20 protein-coding genes and 1 tRNA gene are annotated in these 20,110 nt (G+C 65.2%); 11 read left to right on the top strand and 10 right to left on the bottom strand.

Annotation, left to right across the window (positions count from 1 at the left end; genetic code table 11):
• Nucleotides 1–163: 163 nt before the first annotated feature.
• Together ACK4SV_RS07175 and ACK4SV_RS07170 are read right to left on the bottom strand one after the other, a co-directional pair.
• On the bottom strand, nucleotides 164–850 hold the full coding sequence (locus tag ACK4SV_RS07175) for a VWA domain-containing protein (RefSeq protein WP_409917131.1): 687 nt from the start codon (nucleotides 848–850) through the stop codon (nucleotides 164–166).
• Nucleotides 851–968: 118 nt separating this feature from the next.
• Nucleotides 969–1,859: an acyl-CoA desaturase gene (locus ACK4SV_RS07170; RefSeq protein ID WP_409917130.1), complete on the bottom strand. Its 891-nt coding sequence runs from the start codon at nucleotides 1,857–1,859 to the stop codon at nucleotides 969–971.
• A gap of 238 nt (nucleotides 1,860–2,097) precedes the next feature.
• Between ACK4SV_RS07170 and ACK4SV_RS07165 the strand changes: the two genes are divergently transcribed.
• The gene (locus ACK4SV_RS07165; protein ID WP_409917129.1) at nucleotides 2,098–3,306 is read left to right on the top strand and encodes a hypothetical protein; all 1,209 of its coding nucleotides are present in this window, start codon (nucleotides 2,098–2,100) and stop codon (nucleotides 3,304–3,306) included.
• On the opposite strand, the gene ACK4SV_RS07160 is transcribed toward ACK4SV_RS07165, so the two are convergent.
• Together ACK4SV_RS07160 and epmA are read right to left on the bottom strand one after the other, a co-directional pair.
• Nucleotides 3,288–4,328: a lysine-2,3-aminomutase-like protein gene (locus ACK4SV_RS07160; RefSeq protein ID WP_409917128.1), complete on the bottom strand. Its 1,041-nt coding sequence runs from the start codon at nucleotides 4,326–4,328 to the stop codon at nucleotides 3,288–3,290. The two genes, ACK4SV_RS07165 and ACK4SV_RS07160, sit on opposite strands and share 19 nt — an antisense overlap.
• On the bottom strand, nucleotides 4,325–5,368 hold the full coding sequence (gene epmA, locus ACK4SV_RS07155; RefSeq protein WP_409917127.1) for an EF-P lysine aminoacylase EpmA: 1,044 nt from the start codon (nucleotides 5,366–5,368) through the stop codon (nucleotides 4,325–4,327). The genes ACK4SV_RS07160 and epmA overlap by 4 nt, the downstream gene beginning before the upstream one ends.
• Before the next feature lie 125 nt (nucleotides 5,369–5,493).
• Here epmA and efp point away from each other — a divergent pair, with 125 nt between their 5' ends.
• The 6 genes from efp to ACK4SV_RS07125 all read left to right on the top strand — a co-directional run bounded on the left by efp (nucleotide 5,494) and on the right by ACK4SV_RS07125 (nucleotide 11,303).
• A complete protein-coding gene (efp, locus tag ACK4SV_RS07150; protein WP_409917126.1) occupies nucleotides 5,494–6,066 on the top strand; it encodes an elongation factor P in 573 nt (190 codons plus the stop codon).
• Between the two features lie 501 nt (nucleotides 6,067–6,567).
• Entirely contained in the window at nucleotides 6,568–7,209 is a 642-nt protein-coding gene (locus ACK4SV_RS07145) for a sigma-70 family RNA polymerase sigma factor (protein WP_409917125.1), read from the top strand.
• 479 nt (nucleotides 7,210–7,688) lie between these two features.
• Entirely contained in the window at nucleotides 7,689–8,072 is a 384-nt protein-coding gene (locus ACK4SV_RS07140; RefSeq protein ID WP_409917124.1) for a PilZ domain-containing protein, read from the top strand.
• A 172-nt stretch (nucleotides 8,073–8,244) separates the two neighbouring features.
• Nucleotides 8,245–8,778 carry a GAF domain-containing protein gene (locus ACK4SV_RS07135; RefSeq protein WP_409917123.1) on the top strand — a complete coding sequence of 178 codons (534 nt, stop codon included), beginning with the start codon at nucleotides 8,245–8,247 and terminating at the stop codon, nucleotides 8,776–8,778.
• Nucleotides 8,775–10,556, top strand: a complete 1,782-nt coding sequence (locus ACK4SV_RS07130; protein WP_409917122.1) for an EAL domain-containing protein — start codon at nucleotides 8,775–8,777, stop codon at nucleotides 10,554–10,556. Before ACK4SV_RS07135 ends, ACK4SV_RS07130 begins: the two co-directional genes overlap by 4 nt.
• Before the next feature lie 63 nt (nucleotides 10,557–10,619).
• The gene (locus ACK4SV_RS07125; RefSeq protein WP_409917121.1) at nucleotides 10,620–11,303 is read left to right on the top strand and encodes a metallophosphoesterase; all 684 of its coding nucleotides are present in this window, start codon (nucleotides 10,620–10,622) and stop codon (nucleotides 11,301–11,303) included.
• 15 nt (nucleotides 11,304–11,318) lie between these two features.
• Here the strand turns inward: ACK4SV_RS07125 and ACK4SV_RS07120 are convergent.
• From ACK4SV_RS07120 to ACK4SV_RS07110, 3 genes are all read right to left on the bottom strand, one after another.
• A tRNA-Arg gene (locus ACK4SV_RS07120) sits at nucleotides 11,319–11,395 on the bottom strand.
• Nucleotides 11,396–11,650: 255 nt separating this feature from the next.
• Entirely contained in the window at nucleotides 11,651–12,682 is a 1,032-nt protein-coding gene (locus tag ACK4SV_RS07115) for a serine protease (protein WP_409917120.1), read from the bottom strand.
• The gene (locus tag ACK4SV_RS07110) at nucleotides 12,679–13,668 is read right to left on the bottom strand and encodes a P1 family peptidase (protein ID WP_409917119.1); all 990 of its coding nucleotides are present in this window, start codon (nucleotides 13,666–13,668) and stop codon (nucleotides 12,679–12,681) included. Before ACK4SV_RS07110 ends, ACK4SV_RS07115 begins: the two co-directional genes overlap by 4 nt.
• 84 nt (nucleotides 13,669–13,752) lie before the next feature.
• Between ACK4SV_RS07110 and ggt the strand changes: the two genes are divergently transcribed.
• From ggt to ACK4SV_RS07090, 4 genes are all read left to right on the top strand, one after another.
• Entirely contained in the window at nucleotides 13,753–15,537 is a 1,785-nt protein-coding gene (gene ggt, locus ACK4SV_RS07105; RefSeq protein ID WP_409917118.1) for a gamma-glutamyltransferase, read from the top strand.
• Nucleotides 15,538–15,562: 25 nt separating this feature from the next.
• Nucleotides 15,563–16,150, top strand: coding sequence for a thymidine kinase (locus ACK4SV_RS07100; protein WP_409917117.1), 588 nt, complete (start codon nucleotides 15,563–15,565; stop codon nucleotides 16,148–16,150).
• Nucleotides 16,151–16,266: 116 nt separating this feature from the next.
• Complete coding sequence (locus ACK4SV_RS07095) at nucleotides 16,267–16,413, top strand: hypothetical protein (protein WP_409917116.1); 147 nt, start codon at nucleotides 16,267–16,269, stop codon at nucleotides 16,411–16,413.
• A gap of 77 nt (nucleotides 16,414–16,490) precedes the next feature.
• On the top strand, nucleotides 16,491–17,312 hold the full coding sequence (locus tag ACK4SV_RS07090; protein ID WP_409917115.1) for a ferredoxin--NADP reductase: 822 nt from the start codon (nucleotides 16,491–16,493) through the stop codon (nucleotides 17,310–17,312).
• 23 nt (nucleotides 17,313–17,335) lie between these two features.
• Here the strand turns inward: ACK4SV_RS07090 and ACK4SV_RS07085 are convergent, their stop codons facing one another.
• The 3 genes from ACK4SV_RS07085 to ACK4SV_RS07075 form a co-directional block, all read right to left on the bottom strand.
• Nucleotides 17,336–18,211: an ion transporter gene (locus ACK4SV_RS07085; protein ID WP_409917114.1), complete on the bottom strand. Its 876-nt coding sequence runs from the start codon at nucleotides 18,209–18,211 to the stop codon at nucleotides 17,336–17,338.
• A gap of 97 nt (nucleotides 18,212–18,308) precedes the next feature.
• Entirely contained in the window at nucleotides 18,309–19,292 is a 984-nt protein-coding gene (locus tag ACK4SV_RS07080; RefSeq protein WP_409917113.1) for an alpha/beta fold hydrolase, read from the bottom strand.
• Nucleotides 19,293–19,422: 130 nt separating this feature from the next.
• Complete coding sequence (locus ACK4SV_RS07075) at nucleotides 19,423–20,070, bottom strand: redoxin family protein (protein ID WP_409917112.1); 648 nt, start codon at nucleotides 20,068–20,070, stop codon at nucleotides 19,423–19,425.
• Between the last annotated feature and the right edge of the window lie 40 nt (nucleotides 20,071–20,110).

The following is a 20,110-nucleotide window of genomic DNA, read 5'->3' as shown; positions in this document are numbered from 1 at the left end:
TTGCGGGCAAGTCCCCTGTGCAAGGGAAGCTGCGCGCCAAATGCGGCGCGTTCATGTCTGGAAAGCGCCGCTGGCATGAAAAAGGGCCGCCTCGCAAGGAAGCAGCCCCTTGAAAATGAACAGCTATTCAAACTGGGCAAACCTGGCGGGCCTGCCCCCTCGATCAGCTGCCCTTGCGCCGCTTGACATCATCCTCGCCCGCCTCGCGGCGGTCGTCCGCATCGAACTCCACGCCATGATCAGGAACGGCGAAGTAACGCCGGCTCTTGCTGGCGAGCCTGCTCATCGACGTCTCAAACGACCCTGCGCTCATTGCCATCACCTTGTCGTTCCGCATGCCCACGCTCTGCGCGTCGCCGAATTTGGCAAAGTCGGCGCCCAGGAACACAGTTTCCCAGCCTTTCGCACGGATCCGGTCGAGCGCCGCCCGGGCGCCTTCCCGTGTGACTTCCGCTGACGCGTTCTCATGACCATCAGTCATGATCACGAGGATCGCCTTGTCGGGTTTGTCGCCCTCCGCCAGCGCGGCGATGCGCGCGATCGCATCGAACAGCGGGGTCATCCCGCGGGGGCTGGCCTCGTCGGAAGTGACAGGTTTCCAGCCGGCTGAGGGTACTGCGCGCCGGAGCACATCGAACTTCAGGCCGTCATGATGGTCGAACACGGCGAGCGTGACATCGGCGGGTACCGGTTCCGGCTCGCCCGGCTCCGGCTTCGACAGTTCAGCGGCATAAGTATTCACCGAGGAGAGCGCCTCATCCCAGATGGGGCCCATGGATCCGGTGCGGTCCAGGAGGATGTAGGCGTGAATACGGGCCGGGTTCGCAGCAGTCTTGCTGGCTTCAGTCATGGTATGTCCTCCGTCGGTGCGCCCCCACGCCCTCCATCACCAGATGGGGGGTCGCCCCCTTGGTTAAAGGAGGCGGCACAACTTTTTGGAGAATCGTTTTCCTGAGAGCGCGCGGCCTTCAGGCGAACTGTGGCGCGATCTTCAGGTTCTTCACCCAGCCGATCTTCTCGAGGAACAGCAGTACCGTGCCGTTATAATCGACAATGCGGTTCCAGATGCCTTTGCGCGGGCGGTGCAGGGCGCTTTGCGGCTCATCATGGTGGTGATCATGGAACGCCTCACCCCCCGTCAGCAGCGCCATCATGTGATCGGCCCAGACCGGAGTTTTCAGGTGGCCGAGCACATTGATGCCATACACCGTCGCGTGAAACTGGATCGCCCGGCCGATCACGACACTCGCATGGATCAGCGCGGTCAGGAGCAGCGAGCCACCCGCCGCCCAGACGATCAGGTAGATCAGCGCCGGGATGACGAAATGGATGACAATGCTGATTTCGCTGTAGAACCGGTCCATCCAGACGACGATCGGATGCTTCTTCAGCCATATCGGCATCGGCCGCTCGACATCTTTCTGGTCGCGCCAGAGGATCCAGCCAACCCAGGCCCAGCGCTTGGATTCAAACGGGTTGTGCGGATCGCCCGGGCCATCGGCAAAGCGGTGATGCTGGGAATGGTAGTTCACCCAGTCGCGCACCCGGCCCTGCATGGCGATCATCAGGTTGATCATGGCAAGCACCTGAGCAGGCGGCGCAAGCTCGCCGGCGCGGTGCTGCAGGATCCGGTGCAGGGGACCAATACCCATATTGCACCAGAAGACCGAGAAAGCGATCACCGCTCCGGCGATCAGCAGGTACCACCAGTGGAAGGTCAGCTCGCTCACAAACACGCCGAGCAGCACCATGGTCACAAACAGAGCAACGCCGAGGACAGGATAGCCAAAAGCCGAGAAGAAACTGGGAATATCAAAAGTCTTCCAGTTTTTAGGGATCGCGATAGAGCGCGGAGTCATAGTCAGTTCTGGTCCTTGTCTTTCAGATCGCGCCGGTCGCTGGCGCCTTCCCCCTGATGAGCCGGAGTTTGCCCCGATCCCGTTTAACTGATGATTAAGGGGTCAGGCGCCCGGATTAAAGATGTAAATGTGTTTCAACTGCACGCCTGACGCTAGTTTGACCGGCTTGGCGCGCCGCAGGTGACGGGCCGGGCCGCTTTCGGCTAAGGGTTCCGGAAAGGCAGCAAGCGGGGCTGGCATGAGCGATGAAAGCCGTCAGGAAGAGATGCGCCGCGTCTGCGCGCTCCTGGACCTTGATCCCGACATCAGCCAGGACGAGACCGAGGCGCGGGCCCCCTGCCCGCTGCATCAGAACTGCATCGAATCTGGAGACAACAACCTTGTCCTGAACTGGCAGGACGGATCGTATCTTTGCAAAAGCGAGAAAGAGGGCGGGCCGCTAAAGCAACTTATACGGCAAGTTGAGGCGCGCCGTTCAGCGGCCCTGCTTCCTGCAGTCCGTACCGCCGAACCCCAGCCTGACGTGGCTGAGCCAGTTTATGCTGAATACACTGAAGTCACTCGGGCAGCGAATCCTGTCGCCCGCACCGAGCCAAAAGTGCTGCAGCTGAGACCGGAACAGCGCGTGCCAACCCCGGAAGAAGTGGCCGCCGAGCGCGAGGAACGCCTTGCCGCCCTGCGCGCCCGTCAGGCCGAAAAACGCCGGGGCCGCAGCGAGCGCGGGGTCATCGGCGCCCTGGCGCTGGTGTTCGTCATCGCAGGCCTGATGGCAGCCGGCCTCTCAGGTTTTGCAAACTATCAGGCGTTCTCCGCCACCGTCAGCGATCCGGTTCAGGGGCGCATCTGGGGCTGGGCAGGCGTGATCGCGGCGGTCATTTCCTTCGGCGGCTTCACCTTCGTCTACTGGCATGGCGCCAACCGCCGGATGAAGGAAGCCTTCCGCGCGCTCATCTTTGCCCTCGTCGGCGCAGGCGCCTCTATCCTCGGCACAGAAATCTACATCCGCGGCAATGCCGAAGCCGCCGCTGCCGCCGTGGCGGCTGCAGGCTCGAACCGGGCCGTCCTCGAATCCCAGATCGCGGACTGGCGCCGCCAGCTGGAAGGCATCCCGCCGGAGACCCGCTCGGTCGAAGGCCTTGAGATCTACCTTGCCGAGGTCGAACGGGTCGGGCGCACCGAGCAGAAACCTTACCGCGACGCGCAGAACGAGCTGGGCCTCGCCCGGCGCCGGGACGATCTCATTGCCCGGATCGAGGCGGCCAACGCCGAACTCCTGGGCCAGGGGACCGGCAACATCCTGCTGCGGGCCGAGCAGCGCGCCGCCCTCCCCAGCTGGCTGTTTGCCGCGCTGCTCGAACTGTTCTCCAGCCAGGCGACGTCCATCGGGCTGGTTGCCTTGCTGCTGCTGGCGGGCGGGCGGCAAACGCCTCAACCGGGCAGAGGATAGTCCGCGCCATCGCGCCCGCGAAGCCGGAAGACATCACTTCGCTGCTCCACATCCGGCAGGTTCATGACGGCCTTCGACACCCCGCCCGGAATATCCGCCACATAAAACGGTGTCGCGAGGCCTGAAAGCTCATCCCTCAGCCTGCGGACGATTGCCTGCCCCTCCTCCGCCGGAACCCGGAAGTGCGACGTGCCTGGTGCAGCATCCAGCTGGTGCAGGTAGTAAGGCTTGATCCCGACGCTCAGGAAAGCGCGCATCAGATCAGCCAGCGCCTCGAAACTGTCATTGACGCCGCGCAAGAGCACGCTCTGCGAGACGAGCGATATGCCCGCCTCCGCCAGGCGCCGGATCGCTGCGCGGGCCTCGGGTGTAAACTCGCGCGCATGATTGGCATGGACGGCTACGAACACCGCCTTCGTCCGGCTGCGGATGGCTTCTGCAAACTCCGGCGAGACACGCTCCGGCGCGGCGACCGGAACCCGGCTGTGCCAGCGGATCACCTTTACATGGGGGATGGCTTCCAGCTTCCGGGTGATCTCGCCGGCCCGCGCAGGCGACAGCACCATCGGGTCGCCGCCCGTTAGGATGACTTCGAACACATCCGGTTGCGCCGCGATATAATCCAGCGCCGCCTGCAGCTCCGCCTTGCTCAGCGCTTCACCCTTTTCAGGCCCGACCCGCTCACGCCGGAAACAGAAACGGCAATAGACCGGACAGGTCGACGTCACTTTCAGCAGCAGCCGGTCGGGATACCGGTGCACGATCCCCGGCACGGGGCTATGCGCCGCGTCCCCGATCGGGTCGGCCTCCTCGCCGGGCGCAGCGATAAGCTCTGCCGCAGACGGAATATATTGCGCCCGGATCGGATCTGCCGGATCCGCAGGGTCAATCAGCGCAGCGAGGCGCTCCGGCAGGGCGACCACATACGACGCGGCCACGGCGGATACCATCACCGCTTCATCTGCGGTGACGAGGCCCGCGCCCTGCAGCTCCTCTGCACTGCGATAAGTGACCCGCCTCACGCCTCGTCCCCCAACCCGGCCGTCGGAGGCGTCCACAGAACATCCCGGATGCTCCGTGCACCGCTCGCCATCATCACAAGCCGGTCGAACCCCATGGCCACGCCGCTCGCCTCCGGCATCCGGGCCACAGCGGCCAGGAACTCCGTATCCAGCGGATAGCGCGCTCCGTACACGGCCTGTTTCAGATCCATCTCGGCAACCTGCCGGGCCTCCAGCGCGGCGGCATCCGTCAGTTCCCGGTAGCCATTCGCCAGCTCAACCCCGCAGGCATAGAGCTCGAAGCGCTCCGCAAATCGAGGGTCCTCCGGCACGGGGCGCGAAAGCGCCGCCTGGCTGACCGGATAGCGGGACAGGAAAGTCAGCCGCCCCTGCCCCAGCGCGGGCTCAATCCGCGTCACAAGCACTGCCGAGAACACATCCGTCCACGTCGCTCCCTCCGGCACGCCGATGCCTGCCCGGATCGCTTCGACCCGCAGCCCTGAGGCGTCTTCCAGATGCGCCTCCAGGTCGATCCCGGCATGGCGGCTGAAGGCTTCCGTCAGCGTCAGCACTTCAGGCGCCGCAAAAGGATCGCACACCGCGCCCTGCCAGCGGAGCGCGCCGCTGCCCGCCGCAGACACCGCTTCGCGCGCGATGGCCACGCAATCCTCCATCACCGCCTCGATGCCTTCCTCCGCGCGGTACCATTCCAGCATGGTGAACTCCGGCGCATGGCGCCTGCCCGCTTCCCGGTTGCGGTAGGCGCGCGCGAAGTCGAAGATACGCCGCTCGCCGGCTGCCAGCAGCTTCTTCATGGCGAATTCGGGCGATGTGTGCAGGAACAGCTGCGTCTCCGCGCCATTCTCGGCAACATACCGTGTCTCGAAAGCATGCAGGTGCGCCTCATTGCCGGGTGAGACGACCAGCGCGCCGCATTCGCTTTCGATGAAACCGCCTGTTTCGAACCAGTTGCGGACAGCCGATTTGACCCGCACTCGCGCCAGCAGGTGGCTGCGGCGGCGGGCATGGGCCTCAGGGCTCCACCAGGGTTCAGTCGGCATCGGCGGGTTCCGGTCTCGGGGCGCCGGAGGGGGCCGCAATGGCCCCCGCCTCAGCATCCGGCTGGCCAAACGGCGCGGAGGCGGTATATAGCGGCGCTTTCGCTCTCGCAACTCAGGAACATCTCATGGCCGTTGAAATCGCCGCGGACATCCGCAGAGGCAACATCATCGAGCATACGGACGGCCAGCTCTATGTCGTCCTGAAGGCCGAATCCTTCCGCCCCGGCAAGGGCACACCGACCACCACGATCGAAATGCGTCGCATCTCGGACGGCATCAAGGTCGTCAACACGTTCAAGACCTCCGACAAGCTCGAAAAGGCGTTCGTCGAAGAGGTGGAGTTCTCCTATCTCTACCAGGAAGGCGAGAACTACATCTTCATGAACACTGCCAGCTATGAGCAGGTCACCGTGCCCGGCGCCATGGTCGGCGACAGCGCTGTCTACCTACAGGAGAACATGAACGTGACCCTGCAGATGTTCAATGGCGAGCCCGTCTCGATCACCCTGCCCCAGCGCATCACCGCAGAAATCGTTGAAACGGAACCGGTCGTCAAAGGCCAGACGGCATCCGGCTCCTACAAGCCGGCGAAGCTCGACAATGGCGTGCGTATCATGGTGCCCGCACATATCGACGCCGGCACCCGCGTCGTCGTTAATACAGAAGACGGCAGCTATCTCGAGCGGGCCAAGGATTGAATTGCAGAAAAATTTGGAACGCTCTGCGCCCGCTATGCATAGTACCATCATAGCACTTGTTGCTATGCCATCTATCATGTGACACTCCGGCCGGCTGATGCTCCTCAGCTGGCCCTTTTTTCTGTATTTTTTGCAATCGATTGCAATTTTTCCACCCAGGCCCATCCCCGGCAACACATCGTTAACTTTTAACTCGTACCTCTCGCTTCAGGCGAAATGCCCGCAGCGGTGAACCCGGAGCGCGGGCGGACTTGACCCGATAAAAAGAATGCACGCACTCACAGGTAGATGACTCGACTGCCAGTCCGATTCGGGCGGCTCTCCATCTGGGAGCTGGGCTACCCAATACGGCGCCGATCAGGCTGACATTCGACTACCGGCTGAGGGTAGCTTTTGACCCGATCCTTCGGGAACCCATCCCTCAGAAGCTGGCAGCATTGCTGATGAGCCTGCGAACGCAGGAGGAGTTGGATCCGAAGTTGATTGTAAGGGACAAGAGAGATGCCCTGCCAGGAACAGATGGCCGCCAGCAAGCTGGCTGAAAAAGACTTTATTGCTGCCCTGGAGGCTCTTCTGCCTTCGCTGCGCGCCTTCGCCCGCAGCCTTTGCCGAAACGCGGAGCTCGCCGACGACCTTGTGCAGGACACCTGTGTCAAGGCGCTGGCCGCGAAAGACAAGTTCATCCCCGGCGCGCCGATGAAGCCCTGGCTATTCCGGATCCTGCGTAACGAGCACGCCCAGTATGCCCGCCGCGCCTGGCGCTCCGTCGCAATCGATCCCGAAGACGCCGCCCGGGCACTTGTCAGTCAGGACTCCCTGCACTGGAAGGTGGACGCACAGATTGTCGAGAAGGCCCTGTCGCTTCTCCCGGAGAAACAGCGCGCGGCGGTCATTGCCGTGCTGGCGGCCGGGTTCAGCTATCAGGAAGCCGGGGACCACCTTGGCTGCAGCGAGGGAACGGTCAAAAGCCGGGTCAGCCGCGGCCGCGAGGCGCTCATGGCAATCCTCAATGATCCTCACAACGATTTCGCCCGCTGCAGCGCTGTTGCGGCGGGCGATCAGACTATGGATTTGCCAGAGATTGCCAGCGCTGGCCGGGCCGAAGCGCCATCTGCAGCGTTCCCGGATCTCCAGGCAGCTTAACCCCGCCCCATCGCTGACAGCGGCCCGGGCAAGCCCCGGCCAGCCCTTTCTGGGCCAGCCGGTTGCCCGCGGGTGGCGGAGGGAGCGCCGGATCCCGCATATGACGCCGCTGACTTCTGAGCGGCGGTCTTCGGACAAGCTGCGCGAGGCGCGGTCTGCCCAAACCGGCCTGCATGCTGTCGGATGGGAAACCCAGCACACAGGCAATTGGCGAGACAGCCAGCAATCCAGCCGTCCGCCCAGGGAGGTACAGGAGAGCGGCGCGCCGGCATGTCTCCAGATGCTTATGCACGAGCGGCGATCTGGTTCCCTCGAAAACCGGGGTAAGTCCGGGCGCTTTGTTAACAGGATCCGGGCCTGGCTTAACAAAGCCGAGGCCGGCCCACTGCAGCCGGTGCCCGCACGCCCTGCCCCCTATACGCATGTTAAACAAAGACCTGCGAGACTTGGGCGGTCTGCAGAGCCGCGAGCGCAAAGACATGAGTGACCCTGCCGAAGCCCCTTGCGAAGCACCCCGCGCGCATCGGCGGCAGCGCGTGCTCAAATCGGCCCGCATCATCTTCAACAGGGGCCTGAGCAGCTACAACGCTACGCTTCGCGACATCTCCGATGGCGGCGCCAAACTGAGGCTCGAAGCCGCGATGCCGGTGCCGCGTGCGTTCGAGCTCCTCATTCTGAACCCGAATACCGGCAAGCCGGAGCGCCACTTCTGTGAACGCCGCTGGCAGCGCGGCGATCTTGTCGGGGCGGAATTCGTTCCGGCGCCGCCAGAAGCCGAGGACGCGCCAACAGCCCGGTGCTCGCTGTTCGTGCCGGGTGTTATCTCGGGCATGGGCGACAATCCCGCCAGTCGACGGCGCTGAACAGGGTTAACACCCGTTAACTTTGGTTGACAGAAATTCCTTCTAAAATAGTAATCTGGCATGGAACCCGACTGGTGCCTCAGTCATACTCCCTCTAGCAGATGGAGGTGGCGCCGATGCGCTTTGGAGCCAGCATCGTGGACACTCACGCGGCTTTGGGCGGCACTGCGCCGTGAGCGCGCAGACCGCTCCCCTTAAGACTGAGGAGGCGGCTGCCGAGGCGGAGCGCATCGCCTGCCTGAACAGCCTTCAAGTATGCGGCACGGACCCTGACGAACGGCTGGATGCGCTGACCTGCGCCGCTGCGGAGCATTTTGACGTCAGCATTGCGCTGATCACCCTGATTGATGTCTCTCAGCAGTGGATCAAGTCGAATCACGGCCTGCCCGTGCGCTCGACGGCCCGAAGCATTGCATTCTGCCACTATACCATCCAGCGCCAACGCCTTCTGATCGTCGAGAACACGCTCGAAGACGCCCGCTTCGCCCGCAACCCGCTGGTCACCAATGCTCCGCACATCCGCTTCTATGCCGGCGCCCCGCTGCTGATCGGCAATCGCTACCGGATTGGCAGTTTCTGCCTTCTGCACGACATTCCGCGCGGCTTTGACCTCGCTTCCCGCCGCAAGCTCTGGCGCTTCTCGCAAGTCGCTTCGCAACTCATCGAACGCCTGTATGGCAATGGCCGCGAAAGCATCCCTGCATGACCAGCCCCTCGCTCGAGCCGCTGCAGGCCTTCGCCGATGCGCTGCCATTCCCGATCTTCACGCGGGACGCTGATCATCAGTGGCTGTTCATGAACACCGCCATGCGCGGGCTGGTCGAGGGCATCGAGGCGGCGCCGGGGTCGCCGGACTCGTTCCTTTTGCCGGACTGCGTCGAGCGCATCCGGGCGGCTGAGCAGCGGGTGCTGCGCGGCAAGGACAGCCTGGATGAAGAAACCCTGCTCAACGGCACCGCACTCCTGACCCTTCGCTACCCCGTGCGCCTCAAATCCGGCCGAAACCTGATTGCCTGTGTGGTCATCAGCGCCATTCCCGGCTCCCGCACTGCGCCGCTCGATGCCCAGGACGCCATCGAGCGGATGGAAGCGGCTCAACGCCTGATCGCCCGGATCAAGGGCGATCAGACCGAAGTGCTCCGGAAAAAACTTGAACTCGCCGAACTTGCAAACTCCGCGGCATACAAGGCGGCGCGAACAGATCCTGCAACCGGCCTACGCAACCGCAACGGCTTCGACGAGGACTTGCGGGAAATCGCCGGCTGGCCGGAGGACACAGAACACCTGATCTGCCTGGCCTATCTCGATCTCGACCGGTTCAAGACGATCAATGACAGATTCGGCCACAAGGCGGGCGACGCAATCCTGCGCACATTGGCGCGGCGCCTGATTGCCTGGCCGGATGTGCTGAGCCCTGCCCGGATGGGCGGCGACGAATTCGCCATCCTGTTCCGTCACCAGCGGGTCGCGCCGCATATTCTCGCCGAGTCCGTCAGCCGCCTGAGGAAACGGCTGTTCCGCCCGGTGCGTCATGGCGACAAGCTGATCCATGTGTCCGGCTCGATCGGACTGTCCGTATTCGGACTGGATGCGAGCAGCCCCGAACGCCTGATGCTCCATGCGGACACCGCCCTTCTCGAGGCCAAGCGGCAGGGGCGTGAGCAACTCGTCCTGTTCGATGCCGGGCTGTCGATCCGCACGCACCGGCGCAACATGCTGGAGAACGACATCCGCCTCGCTCTTACGCGCGGCGAGATCGTGCCGGTTTTCCAGCCGATCGTCGATTCCGCGACCCGCCGGATTGCGGGCGCAGAAGTGCTCTCCCGCTGGACCCATCCCGTCCTGGGCCCGATTCCAGCCGAGGAGTTTGTCGCCGTCGCCACGGATTGCGGCCTCATCTCAACCCTCGACCTTGGCCTGTTGCGGCGTGCCTCCGAGCTGGCCCGCCCCTGGCTGGCGTCCGGCGCGCTCCGCTTCCTTTCTTTCAACACCTCCGGCCTCGAGATTGTACGGCCGGGATATGCGGAGCAGGTCCTGCGTATCCTGCGGCGGGCCGGGATCCGGCCGGAGACGATCTGTATCGAGATTGTTGAATCTGTCATCATCCACGACATCGACCGCGCCCTCGTGAATATCCGTACACTGAAGGATGCCGGGGTCCTCATTGCGCTGGACGACTATGGCACAGGCTACTCCAACCTTCGCGCCCTGCTCGACCTTCCAGTCGACCGTATCAAGATCGACCGGTCGCTGATCGGCGCCATGGGCCGCGATGACCGGGCAACGCGCCTGATCGTCTCGCTGGGCCAGCTCGCCGGCGTCGTCTCTGCCGAACTGATCGCCGAAGGCGTCGAACACCCCTCCCAGGCAGATTTCCTCGAAGAGGCTGGCTGCCGGTTCCTGCAAGGGTTCCTGTTCGGCGCCCCGGCGAGCGCAGACAGCTTTTCCAGCCTGCTGTCAGCCCAGCCTGCGAGCGCGGCCTGAACAGCCGGCACGCTGCCGCGCGGTCATTCCCGGGAAGGCCGGTTTCTGCTATACGAAAGGCAGATGTCACCTCTCCGCCCGGCCGGCCCCCTCCTCCTCAAAGTCCCTGAAAATGCCTGCGGGCGCGACTTTGCCGTGGGCGACATTCACGGCGAATACACCCTCCTGATGGACGCCCTCGACCGCGCCCGGTTCGATCCGCACAAGGACCGTCTCTTCGCTGTCGGCGACCTTGTGGACCGGGGGCCCGACAGCCTCGCCTGCCTCGAACTGATCCGTGAGCCCTGGTTCTTCAGCGTTGCCGGTAATCATGAGGACATGATGTTCCAGCATGTGCTGGGCAAAAGCCATTGCGGCGTGCGCGCATGGCTGGCGAATGGCGGCACCTGGTGGCGCGCCCATGAAGATGACCCGGATGCAAGAAACCTGGTGGCCGAGGCTTTCGCCAGCCTCCCGCTGGCCATCGAGATCGACCATCCGGCCGGGCTCATAGGCATCACCCATGCCGCGCCCCCGGCCCGCTGGGATGAAGACACCTTCGCCCTTCGTACTGCCTGCTCACACGTAATGTGGGACCGCGAGATCCTCGACCAGCGCCGCTTCGACTATCCCGGCCTGCTCCCGCCCCCGCTGGCGCGCCTCTATATGGGCCACACCCCTCTCGCCGCCCCGCTGAGCCGCAACGGCCTCAACTGGATCGACACCGGCGCCGTCTACACCGGCCACCTGACCGTCATGGAACTGTGAAGCCTGCAGGAAAAATGGCGCACCCGAAGAGATTCGAACTCCTGACCCCCAGATTCGTAGTCTGGTGCTCTATCCAGCTGAGCTACGGGTGCCTGGCCATTAGGAGCGGGACACATACAGGCGGCCCCGGCGGCTTGCAAGCCTCAATTGCTTTGCCCTGCGCCCCATATGCAGCGGGGCGCGCCCACTGGGTTTCGCGACCCTGAACTTGACGGTCCTCCCGGGAAAAACAACATCTGCAGGTAGCGCCGAACGGCGCCCGGGCAGCAGGCGCGACGGGTCCAACCCTGCCGCAGCCGGCAACACCGCCAACCCTGGCGGATGGACAAACGGGATGGCTGCGCCGGTCAGTCGCCTTCGGAGGGTCCTTCCTCCGGGCCTGAACCGTGCTGCAGCGCCTCGCCGGGCGCATCCGCCCCGCCGCCCGTGATACCGGTTGCACCGGTCACACCCGTCACCGCGCCGATCCATCCGGCATAGGCCGCCACGCGCACATATACACCGGGCACACCCTCCCGCCCGCAGCCGGCGCCCCAGCTGACGATGCCGGCCTGCACGGGCGCGCCCGCCTGATGGTAGATCACCAGCGGGCCGCCGCTGTCGCCCTGGCAGGCATCGGTGCCGCCGCGCCCGGCGCAGATCTGGCGCTCGGGATCGATCCGCCAGGCCGGGGCCGCGCCCCCGCGCCCGCCCGGTGTTTCCAGCTCGGCCCGCAGGCCTGCCTCGCAGGCCGCTGCCTCAACCGGCGGCACATAGCCCTCTTGCAGGATCAGCGACGGCGCCTCAACATGCCGGCCGCCCGGCATCAGCCCGGCCTCGCCCTGCACCCGCTCGCCCTTGCGGCCATAGCCGGCGACCCGCACATCGGCATAGGCCGCAAACAGGTCCCCCGCCGCCCCGGTCAGCCCGTCGAGCGGCATCAGCGGCCCCTCCCAGCGCCCGTCGAGTTTCAGCAGCGCGAGGTCTGCCCCCTGCTCCGGCGCGCCGGGCTGGTAGCCCGGGTGCAGATATACTTCCGAGACCGGGAAGACCGACCCTTTCGGCTTGCGCCTCAAATCCGCCAGCCCGGCGGCCACCGCCAGCGTGCCGAGGCGCACATCCCGCCCACTTGCGTCCTGGCCAAACTGCGCGGCCCGGCCCGACGCTTCGATCTGGACATTCTCCACGCAGTGCGCCGCCGTCAGCGCCCAGTCCGGCGCAATCATCGTCGCGCCGCACTCATGATACACGCTGCGTCCGGATACGGTCTGCACAGAGGCCATGCCCGGCCAGTCGGCAATGTCGGCGTCCCGCCCCGCCATCACACAACCGGCCGAGAGCGCCAGCAGTGCGCCCGCCAGGAACCATCTTGCAGTTGTGACCCTTGCCCACTTTTTCATGATGGCTGCTCCGCCTCGTAAACCCCCCGCGCAATTGCACGCGCCAGCGTGCCTGCGGCCAGTTCCCCCAGCCGGGCGACCAGCAGCGGGCGGGGCAGTGCCGCCTCCCGCCGCGCGGTCGAGAGCACGAAGATCACATCGCCGTCCGTGGGCGCAAACACGGGCCGGATCGCCCGCGCCATCCCGGCGAGCGCCATCTGCGCGATGCGCTGCGCCTCGTCATGGGAAACCGCTACATCGGTCGCGATACAGGCGATGGTCGTGTTCTCGCGCGGGTGGGCGCTCGCCTTGGCCGCGCCCCAGTCCTCGGCATCGAAGCTGAGGCCAGCTGCCGGCCGCGCGCCGCCGAACTCTCCGCCGATCTCATACGGCCAAGCCCAGAACGCGTCCGAGCCAGGCATCCGCACCGATCCGAAACTGTTGACCGCCGCAAGCGCGCCCACGCTGAACCCGTCATCGGTGACAATGCTGGCAGACCCGGTCCCGCCCGGCGCCGTGCCCGCCATCGCGCCGTACCCTGCTCCGGCGCGCCCGAGGCGGAAAGCCTTGCCTGTCGCCGCGAACGCTGCGCGCCCCAGCCCGGCATAGGGCGCCGTCTCGCCCCAGTCCTTGTCCCCGCCATTGGCGAGGTCATACAGGATAGCTCCCGGCACGATCGGAGTCGCCGGCACACCGGGCCGCCGGGCCAGCGCAAAACCCCGCCCCTCAGCCCGCAGCCCATCCATCACACCATCCGCCGCCGCCAGCCCGTAGGCCGAGCCACCCGACAGGCAGACCGCATCGACATGGCCGGAAACAAGCCGCCCGGAGCCAAGCAGGTCGGTCTCCCGCGTGCCGGGCCCGCCGCCCGCGACGGCGACCGCGCCAAGGCAGGGCGTCACGGCAACCACAACCGTCACGCCGGTGCGTACGCCCGGATCTTCCGCTTGCCCGACCAGAATGCCTTCAATATCGGTGATGAGGTTGCGTGCCCCCGGCCTTGCCATGCTATGTGCCCTCACCTCGCGAGATTCTGCCCTGACCTTTAAGGCCAACAGGGCGCCTCGCCAATCTGAGGAGTTGACTGCCCTATGCGCCTTCTGCCCGCCCTTGTGCTCGCCGCGTTCACATTTGCGTCCTGCGCGCCGCCGCCTGCGCCAGTTTCCGGCAATGACACACGCCGCGCCGCCTATCCCGAGGCGAGCGCGAGTGAGGCAGCCTGGACGAAAGGCGCCATGGTCGCCGCTGCAGACCCGCGCGCGGTCGAGGCGGGGCTCGCCATTCTGCGTCAGGGCGGCAATGCGATTGACGCGGCCATCGCGGTGCACGCGGTGCTCGGCCTCGTCGAGCCGCAGAGCTCCGGCATCGGCGGCGGCGCCTTCCTTGTCTATTACGACCGCGCGAAGGACGAAATCACTGTATTCGATGGACGCGAGACCGCCCCGGCCGCCGCCACGCCGGACCTGTTCCGCAAGGATGATGGCGAGATCATGGGCTTCATCGAAGCCTGGCAATCGGGCCGCTCGGTCGGCGTGCCGGGACAGATTGCCCTATACAAGGCCGCGCATGAATCCGCCGGCCGCGCGCCCTGGGCGAGCCTGTTCCAACCGGCTATTGAACTTGCAGAAAACGGCTTCGCCGTCTCGCCGCGCCTTGCCGACGTGCTGGCCAACCCGCGCCTGCGCGCCGCGATCCGGCTCGACGACAACCCGGTCACCGCCGCCTATTTCTATCCGGACGGCCAGCCCCTGCCCGCCGGCTTCCGCCGCACCAACCCCGCCTATGCCGCAACCCTCGCCGCCATCGCCGAGGATGGCCCGTTGGCTTTCTACACGGGCAGCATTGCCGCAGAGATCGTGGCCGCCGCGAATGAGGGCCCCAACGGCGGCGCGATGACGCTGGAGGACCTCGCCGCCTACCAGGTGAAAATCCGCGAGCCGGTCTGCGCGAAGATCCAGTCCGGCTACCGGCTCTGCTCGGCCCCGCCGCCCAGCTCCGGCGGCATCGCACAGGGCATGATCATGGGCCTGTATGACCTTCTGAAACCGTCTGCCCGCCTCAACGCAGATCACGCGCTGCGCCTGAAGGCCTTCGTCGATGCCCAGCGCCTCGCCTATGCCGACCGCGACCATTATGTCGCCGATGCCGATTTCGTTCCCGTCCCCGTGCAGGAACTGATGAACCCGACCTATGTGCGCGCCCGCGCCGCACAGGCCTTTGCGCCCGATGGCCGCGTGTTCCCCGGCGATCCCGGGATCGTCCTCGGCGGTGAACCGCTGCGCCCGATGTGGGGCGAGGACCCCACCACGCCCGGCGCCGGCACCACGCATCTCTCGATCATCGACCTCGATGGCAACGCCGTCTCGATGACCGCAACGATCGAAGCTGCCTTCGGCTCGTCCCGCATGGCGGGCGGCTTCCTGCTCAACAATGAGCTGACCGATTTTGCGCTCACCCCGGAAGTGAACGGCAAACCCGTCGCCAACGCCCCCGCCGCCGGCAAGCGCCCGCGCTCGTCCATGTCGCCGACGATTGTCTTCGATGAGGCCGGCGACCTGTTCATGGTCACCGGTTCGCCGGGCGGCAATTCGATCATCGCCTATGTCGCCAAGACCCTTGTCGGCATCCTTGAATGGGGCTTCACCGCCGAGGAAGCGGCAGCCTTCCCGAACATCATCGCCCGCGGCAACAGCATCGGCGTGGAGATCGATGTCGAGGGCGGACCCGAAGTGGCCGAGACGCTGCGCGGGCTGGGCTATACGGTGGAGGAACGCACCGGCGAGAATTCCGGCCTGCACGTCATCGTGGTGCGCGAGATGGGCCTTGAAGGCGCCGCCGACCCCCGGCGCGAAGGCGCCGCCCTGTCGCTGCGCTGACCTGCCAATCCCCGGACCCCGCCCAATGGCCAAGCTCTACTTCTCCTACGCCGCCATGAATGCGGGCAAGTCCTCCAACCTCCTGCAGGCGGCGTATAACTACCGCGAACGGGGCATGGAGGTCCTCCTCCTGACCTCTGCCCTGTATAAGGACGACCCGGCCGGAAAGATCAGCTCACGGATTGGAATCTCGGCTGATGCAACGCTCTACACGCAGGAAACAGACCTTTTCAGCCTCATCCGCATTCACAAGGAATCCGGCCGACTCGATGCCGTCTTCGTTGACGAGGCCCAATTCCTCAGCCGCGAACAGGTCTGGCAGCTTGCCCGTGTTGCCGATCATATCGGCATTCCGGTCCTCGCCTATGGTCTGCGCACGGATTTCCGCGGCGAGCTGTTCGAGGGATCCGCTGCCCTGCTTGCCATCGCGGACGCCCTGCGCGAAGTGCGCACCATCTGCGAATGCGGCCGCAAGGCCACCATGGTCGTCCGTCTCGGCCCGGACGGAAAGGCCCTGACAGAAGGCGACCAGATCGCCATCGAAAAGGCCACCTATGTCTCCCTCTGCCGCCGGCACTGGGAAGAACGCATGGGACGCAAACGCCCTGACTGACGCGGCCAGGCCCCATTCCCGGCACAATTTTCGCAGGGATGCCCCCAAACCAGCCTGTTCTGGCCGCGTTCAGGTGCGATCCTGTACCGGCTCAGGAAAGCGATCCGGAGGCATTCATGCCGATAAGACTGAAAGAATCCCGCACCCACCTGCCGCTTGCGGCCGGAATCGCCCTGCTTGGCCTCGCGCTGATCCTCGCAGGCTCCCTCGCCACGCCGCGCGCCAGCGCTGAGACACCCCCGGCCGCGATTGAGAAAATCTAAACCGTTCATCTGACGCATTGCTTTTGCCCGCCGCCCGCGTCAACTGACGCCCGAGCAAGCGACCAGAAGGCAGTGGCATGAGCGCCGACGCATCCGCAGGACAGGCCGCACCGGCAAAGGCCAATCCCAACGGCCCGACCGAGGAAACCGTCCTTTCCGTCGAACATTACACCGACCGGCTGTTCCGGTTCCGGACAACCCGCCCGCAGAGCTTCCGCTTCCGCTCGGGCGAGTTCGTGATGATCGGCCTGCCGAAGGAAGACGGCAAACCCCTGCTGCGGGCCTATTCCGTCGCCTCCCCTGCCTGGGATGAGGAGCTGGAATTCTATTCGATCAAGGTGCCCGATGGCCCGCTGACCTCGCGCCTCCAGAAGATCCAGCCCGGCGACAAGGTGCTTCTCGGCCGCAAGCCGACCGGCACGCTCGTGCTCGACGCCCTTACCCCCGGCAAGCGGCTCTACATGTTCTCCACCGGCACCGGCTTTGCCCCCTTTGCCAGCCTCGTGCGCGATCCCGATACCTATGAGCGCTATGAACAGGTCATCGTCACCCATACCTGCCGGGATGTCGCCGAACTCACCTATTCCCGCACGCTGATCGACAGCCTGACCAGCGACCCGCTCGTGGGCGAAATGGTCGAAGGCAAGCTCACCCTCTACACATCCACGACCCGCGAGCATCATGAGCGTATGGGCCGTATCACGACGCTGATCGAGAATGGCAAGCTGTTCGCGGATCTCGGCGTCCCGCGGCTCGATCCGGCCACCGACCGCGCGATGATCTGCGGCTCCATGGAAATGATCCAGGACGTGAAGGCGCTGATGATCCAGGCCGGCCTCACCGAGGGCTCGAACGCGGCCCCGGCCGAGTTCGTCATCGAGAAAGCCTTCGCGGGCTGATCCGGCGTTTGGAAGCCGCCGCGTCAGCGGCCCGCTTTCAGCGTCTCGATTTCTGCGCGCAACTCGGCAAGCGTCTTCATCAACTCGCGGTGGCGGATCACCTCCTGCGCTTCCTGCGCGCCGATCTCGGCCTCGAGCTTTTCCTCGAATTTCTCCTCCATCTTCTCTTCGGCTTCCCGCATTGTCTCGAGCGCACTGTCCTGCAGCGCGTCGACGATCACGGCGGTGAACAGGTTCAGGATCGCCCAGACCGTGAACAGGATGAATGGGATGAAGAACACCCAGGCGAAGGGATATTCATCCAGCAGCTCGCGCATGATCTCGTTCCAGCCCTCCATGGTGAGGACCTCGAACATCGTCAGCGCCGAGGCGCCGAGCGAAGCAAAATTGTCGGTATTCTCCGACCCGCTGAACAGGTAGGTCGCCATCACCGTCGACACATAGAAGACAAGGCCCAGGATCGCGAGGATCGCCCCCATGCCCGGCAGCGCATTCAGCAGTGCCTCGGTAATCCGCCGCATCGTCGGGATCACATGCAGCAGCCGCAGGGCCCGCAGCACGCGCAGCGCCCGCAGCACCGTGAAGGCCGATCCGCCCGGGATCAGCGAAATGCCGACCACGATGAAATCGAACCAGTTCCAGCCAAGCTTGAAGAATTGCAGCCGATAGACAAACAGCTTCAGCGCAATCTCGGTAACGAACACCCAGGTGACCGCCGTATCGAACATGATCAGCGCCGTCACCAGCGGCTCCGGCAGTTCCTCCGAGTAGGTCAGGACGCCGAGCACCAGCGCGTTCGCGACGATGAGGAACATGATCGTGTCGCGGAACAGCGGCCGCTCGATGAACCCTTCGATGGCCGAATTATGTGTCGTTTCGTCGAGTGTCGCTCTCGTCATGACGTGTCCCTCTCCGCCGTGTCCGCGCGCAGACTATCCACCCCGATTGCAGGATCAAGCGCTCATCTCCGCCCCCTGCCGCGCGATTATGGCCGGTCTATGGCAGCGCCCGGTGCGGCTCGGAATGGTCCCATTCGGCCAGCAGCATCCGCAGCGTGGAGATGAAGGCCACCGGCTGATCCAGCATCACATGATGGCGCGCATGGGGGATCGACACGAACGGCACCTGATGGCCCAGCAGCGCCCGCATATAGTCGCCGACATCATCGGGCATCAGCGCGCTTTCTTCTCCCCGGATAATGGCGATCCGGCATTGCGCCGCTTTCAGCATCTCCGAGGAGTCCATGTTGGCGTCAAACCGCGTCCAGATCGACGGATCGAACTTCCAGGTCCAGCCGCCCTCGGCGCGCTTCAGGCTCCAGCGGGCGATATAGTCCAGCGCGAAGAGGTTCTCGCAGAGTTGCGGCGGCGCCAGCCGGAAGCGTGACAGCGCCGCCGTCAGGTCCGGATACACCCGGTGCGGCCGGCCGCTGCGCGAGGGACCATTGCGCGGGCGCTCGGGCGGGTTCACCGGGCTGTCAACGATCACCATGCCGGCAAAGCGGGCGCCATGCTTCGCCCCGGTCACCAGCGTCACGAAGCCGCCGAAGGAATGCGCGACAATTACCGGCTTGCGCGGCCCATCGAACAGGCCCGCATGTTCGGCGACGGCGACTTCCTCGAGCGCGAAGGTGTCCATGTCATAGGCGTCGCGCCAGTCGCTTTCGCCCATGCCGGAAAAGCTCAGCGCCGCCACATTGTAGTGCTCGGCAAAATAGGGCGCGATGAAGTCCCACCAGTGGGCATGCGCGCCATTGCCATGCACAAACAACAACCCCGGTGCCCCGCGCCTGCCCCAGCGCTGATAGGTCACCTTCGCGCCCTTCACATCCACAGAGGCTGTCTCATACGGCGCAGCGACTGCCTCCCGGAACCATCCGGGCGCGGGCGGCAGCGCGCCGCCAAACTCTGCCAGCGGCCCGCCTTCAGACGGGATCTCCGGCGGCTGGTCGCGAACGATCGGATGTGTCGGCTCTGTCATGCGGGCCCTCCCTCTCCCCGGTTTGACGTCAACCGGCAGGCACAGCAACCCCTTCCCCAAAGTCTGCGGCAGACATGAAAAGGCCGGCAGGTCGCCCCGCCGGCCTTTCGAAACGACCGCGAAGGGCGGATCAGTATTTCACGGCGCAGCCATACGGCGTCGTCACCGGGTTCGAGACCGGCTTGCCTTCGGCCAGTTCGGCGAGTGCGATGCTGACATAATTGTCGGCGCCTGCGATATCGGCGACGCGCGAGGAGCGCACCGAGTCGATGGCGCCGTCATACACCAGCTGGCCTTCCGGCGTGATGATGAACATGTGCGGGGTCGTCTTGGCATCATAGAGGCGGCCGATGGTGCCCGCTGCGTCGAGGATCACATGAGCCGGCGCGGCCCCGCGCGAGGCAGTCAGCTCATTGGCCCGCTCCGGGCTGACATGGCCCTGCTCGCCGGCCCGCGAGGAGATCACCGACAGCCAGACGATGTCATTCTCCGCCGCCTGCTTCTGCAGCGTCTGCATGTTCGAGGGCGGCGAGGTGTAATGCTTCACCACGAACGGGCAGTCATGATTGGTCCATTCGAGGATCACGGTCTTGCCGGCGAAATCCGACAGCGACACCGTCTCGCCGTTCGAGGTCACGCCCGTGAAGGCGGGCGCCGGCTGGCCGATCACGGCCGCAGGCGTCGAGGCTTCGGCCGTGGACGCGATCAGCGCTCCGGCGGTCAGGGCAACCGCGGCAGCCATTCCGGCGGCGAGGCTGAGGTGGCGGCGTGTAATCATCGTCATCTCCTGTCTTGTCGTCTGTAGGCGGGCGCGCGGC

The organism is Hyphomonas sp. (assembly GCF_046313735.1).
Classification (GTDB): Bacteria; Pseudomonadota; Alphaproteobacteria; order Caulobacterales; family Hyphomonadaceae; genus Hyphomonas.
Note: the sequence above shows the minus strand (reverse complement) of the source record. Positions and strands in the feature narration are given on the sequence as shown.

Excerpts from the sequence above, each read along its gene's own strand:
- ACK4SV_RS07175 (WP_409917131.1), bottom strand. The coding sequence starts at position 850 with ATGACTGAAGCCAGCAAGACTGCTGCGAACCCGGCCCGTATTCACGCC.
- ACK4SV_RS07170 (WP_409917130.1), bottom strand. The coding sequence starts at position 1,859 with ATGACTCCGCGCTCTATCGCGATCCCTAAAAACTGGAAGACTTTTGAT.
- ACK4SV_RS07165 (WP_409917129.1), top strand. The coding sequence starts at position 2,098 with ATGAGCGATGAAAGCCGTCAGGAAGAGATGCGCCGCGTCTGCGCGCTC.
- epmA (WP_409917127.1), bottom strand. The coding sequence starts at position 5,368 with ATGCCGACTGAACCCTGGTGGAGCCCTGAGGCCCATGCCCGCCGCCGC.
- efp (WP_409917126.1), top strand. The coding sequence starts at position 5,494 with ATGGCCGTTGAAATCGCCGCGGACATCCGCAGAGGCAACATCATCGAG.
- ACK4SV_RS07145 (WP_409917125.1), top strand. The coding sequence starts at position 6,568 with ATGCCCTGCCAGGAACAGATGGCCGCCAGCAAGCTGGCTGAAAAAGAC.
- ACK4SV_RS07140 (WP_409917124.1), top strand. The coding sequence starts at position 7,689 with ATGAGTGACCCTGCCGAAGCCCCTTGCGAAGCACCCCGCGCGCATCGG.
- ACK4SV_RS07130 (WP_409917122.1), top strand. The coding sequence starts at position 8,775 with ATGACCAGCCCCTCGCTCGAGCCGCTGCAGGCCTTCGCCGATGCGCTG.
- ACK4SV_RS07125 (WP_409917121.1), top strand. The coding sequence starts at position 10,620 with ATGTCACCTCTCCGCCCGGCCGGCCCCCTCCTCCTCAAAGTCCCTGAA.
- ACK4SV_RS07115 (WP_409917120.1), bottom strand. The coding sequence starts at position 12,682 with ATGAAAAAGTGGGCAAGGGTCACAACTGCAAGATGGTTCCTGGCGGGC.
- ACK4SV_RS07110 (WP_409917119.1), bottom strand. The coding sequence starts at position 13,668 with ATGGCAAGGCCGGGGGCACGCAACCTCATCACCGATATTGAAGGCATT.
- ggt (WP_409917118.1), top strand. The coding sequence starts at position 13,753 with ATGCGCCTTCTGCCCGCCCTTGTGCTCGCCGCGTTCACATTTGCGTCC.
- ACK4SV_RS07100 (WP_409917117.1), top strand. The coding sequence starts at position 15,563 with ATGGCCAAGCTCTACTTCTCCTACGCCGCCATGAATGCGGGCAAGTCC.
- ACK4SV_RS07095 (WP_409917116.1), top strand. The coding sequence starts at position 16,267 with ATGCCGATAAGACTGAAAGAATCCCGCACCCACCTGCCGCTTGCGGCC.
- ACK4SV_RS07090 (WP_409917115.1), top strand. The coding sequence starts at position 16,491 with ATGAGCGCCGACGCATCCGCAGGACAGGCCGCACCGGCAAAGGCCAAT.
- ACK4SV_RS07085 (WP_409917114.1), bottom strand. The coding sequence starts at position 18,211 with ATGACGAGAGCGACACTCGACGAAACGACACATAATTCGGCCATCGAA.
- ACK4SV_RS07080 (WP_409917113.1), bottom strand. The coding sequence starts at position 19,292 with ATGACAGAGCCGACACATCCGATCGTTCGCGACCAGCCGCCGGAGATC.
- ACK4SV_RS07075 (WP_409917112.1), bottom strand. The coding sequence starts at position 20,070 with ATGATTACACGCCGCCACCTCAGCCTCGCCGCCGGAATGGCTGCCGCG.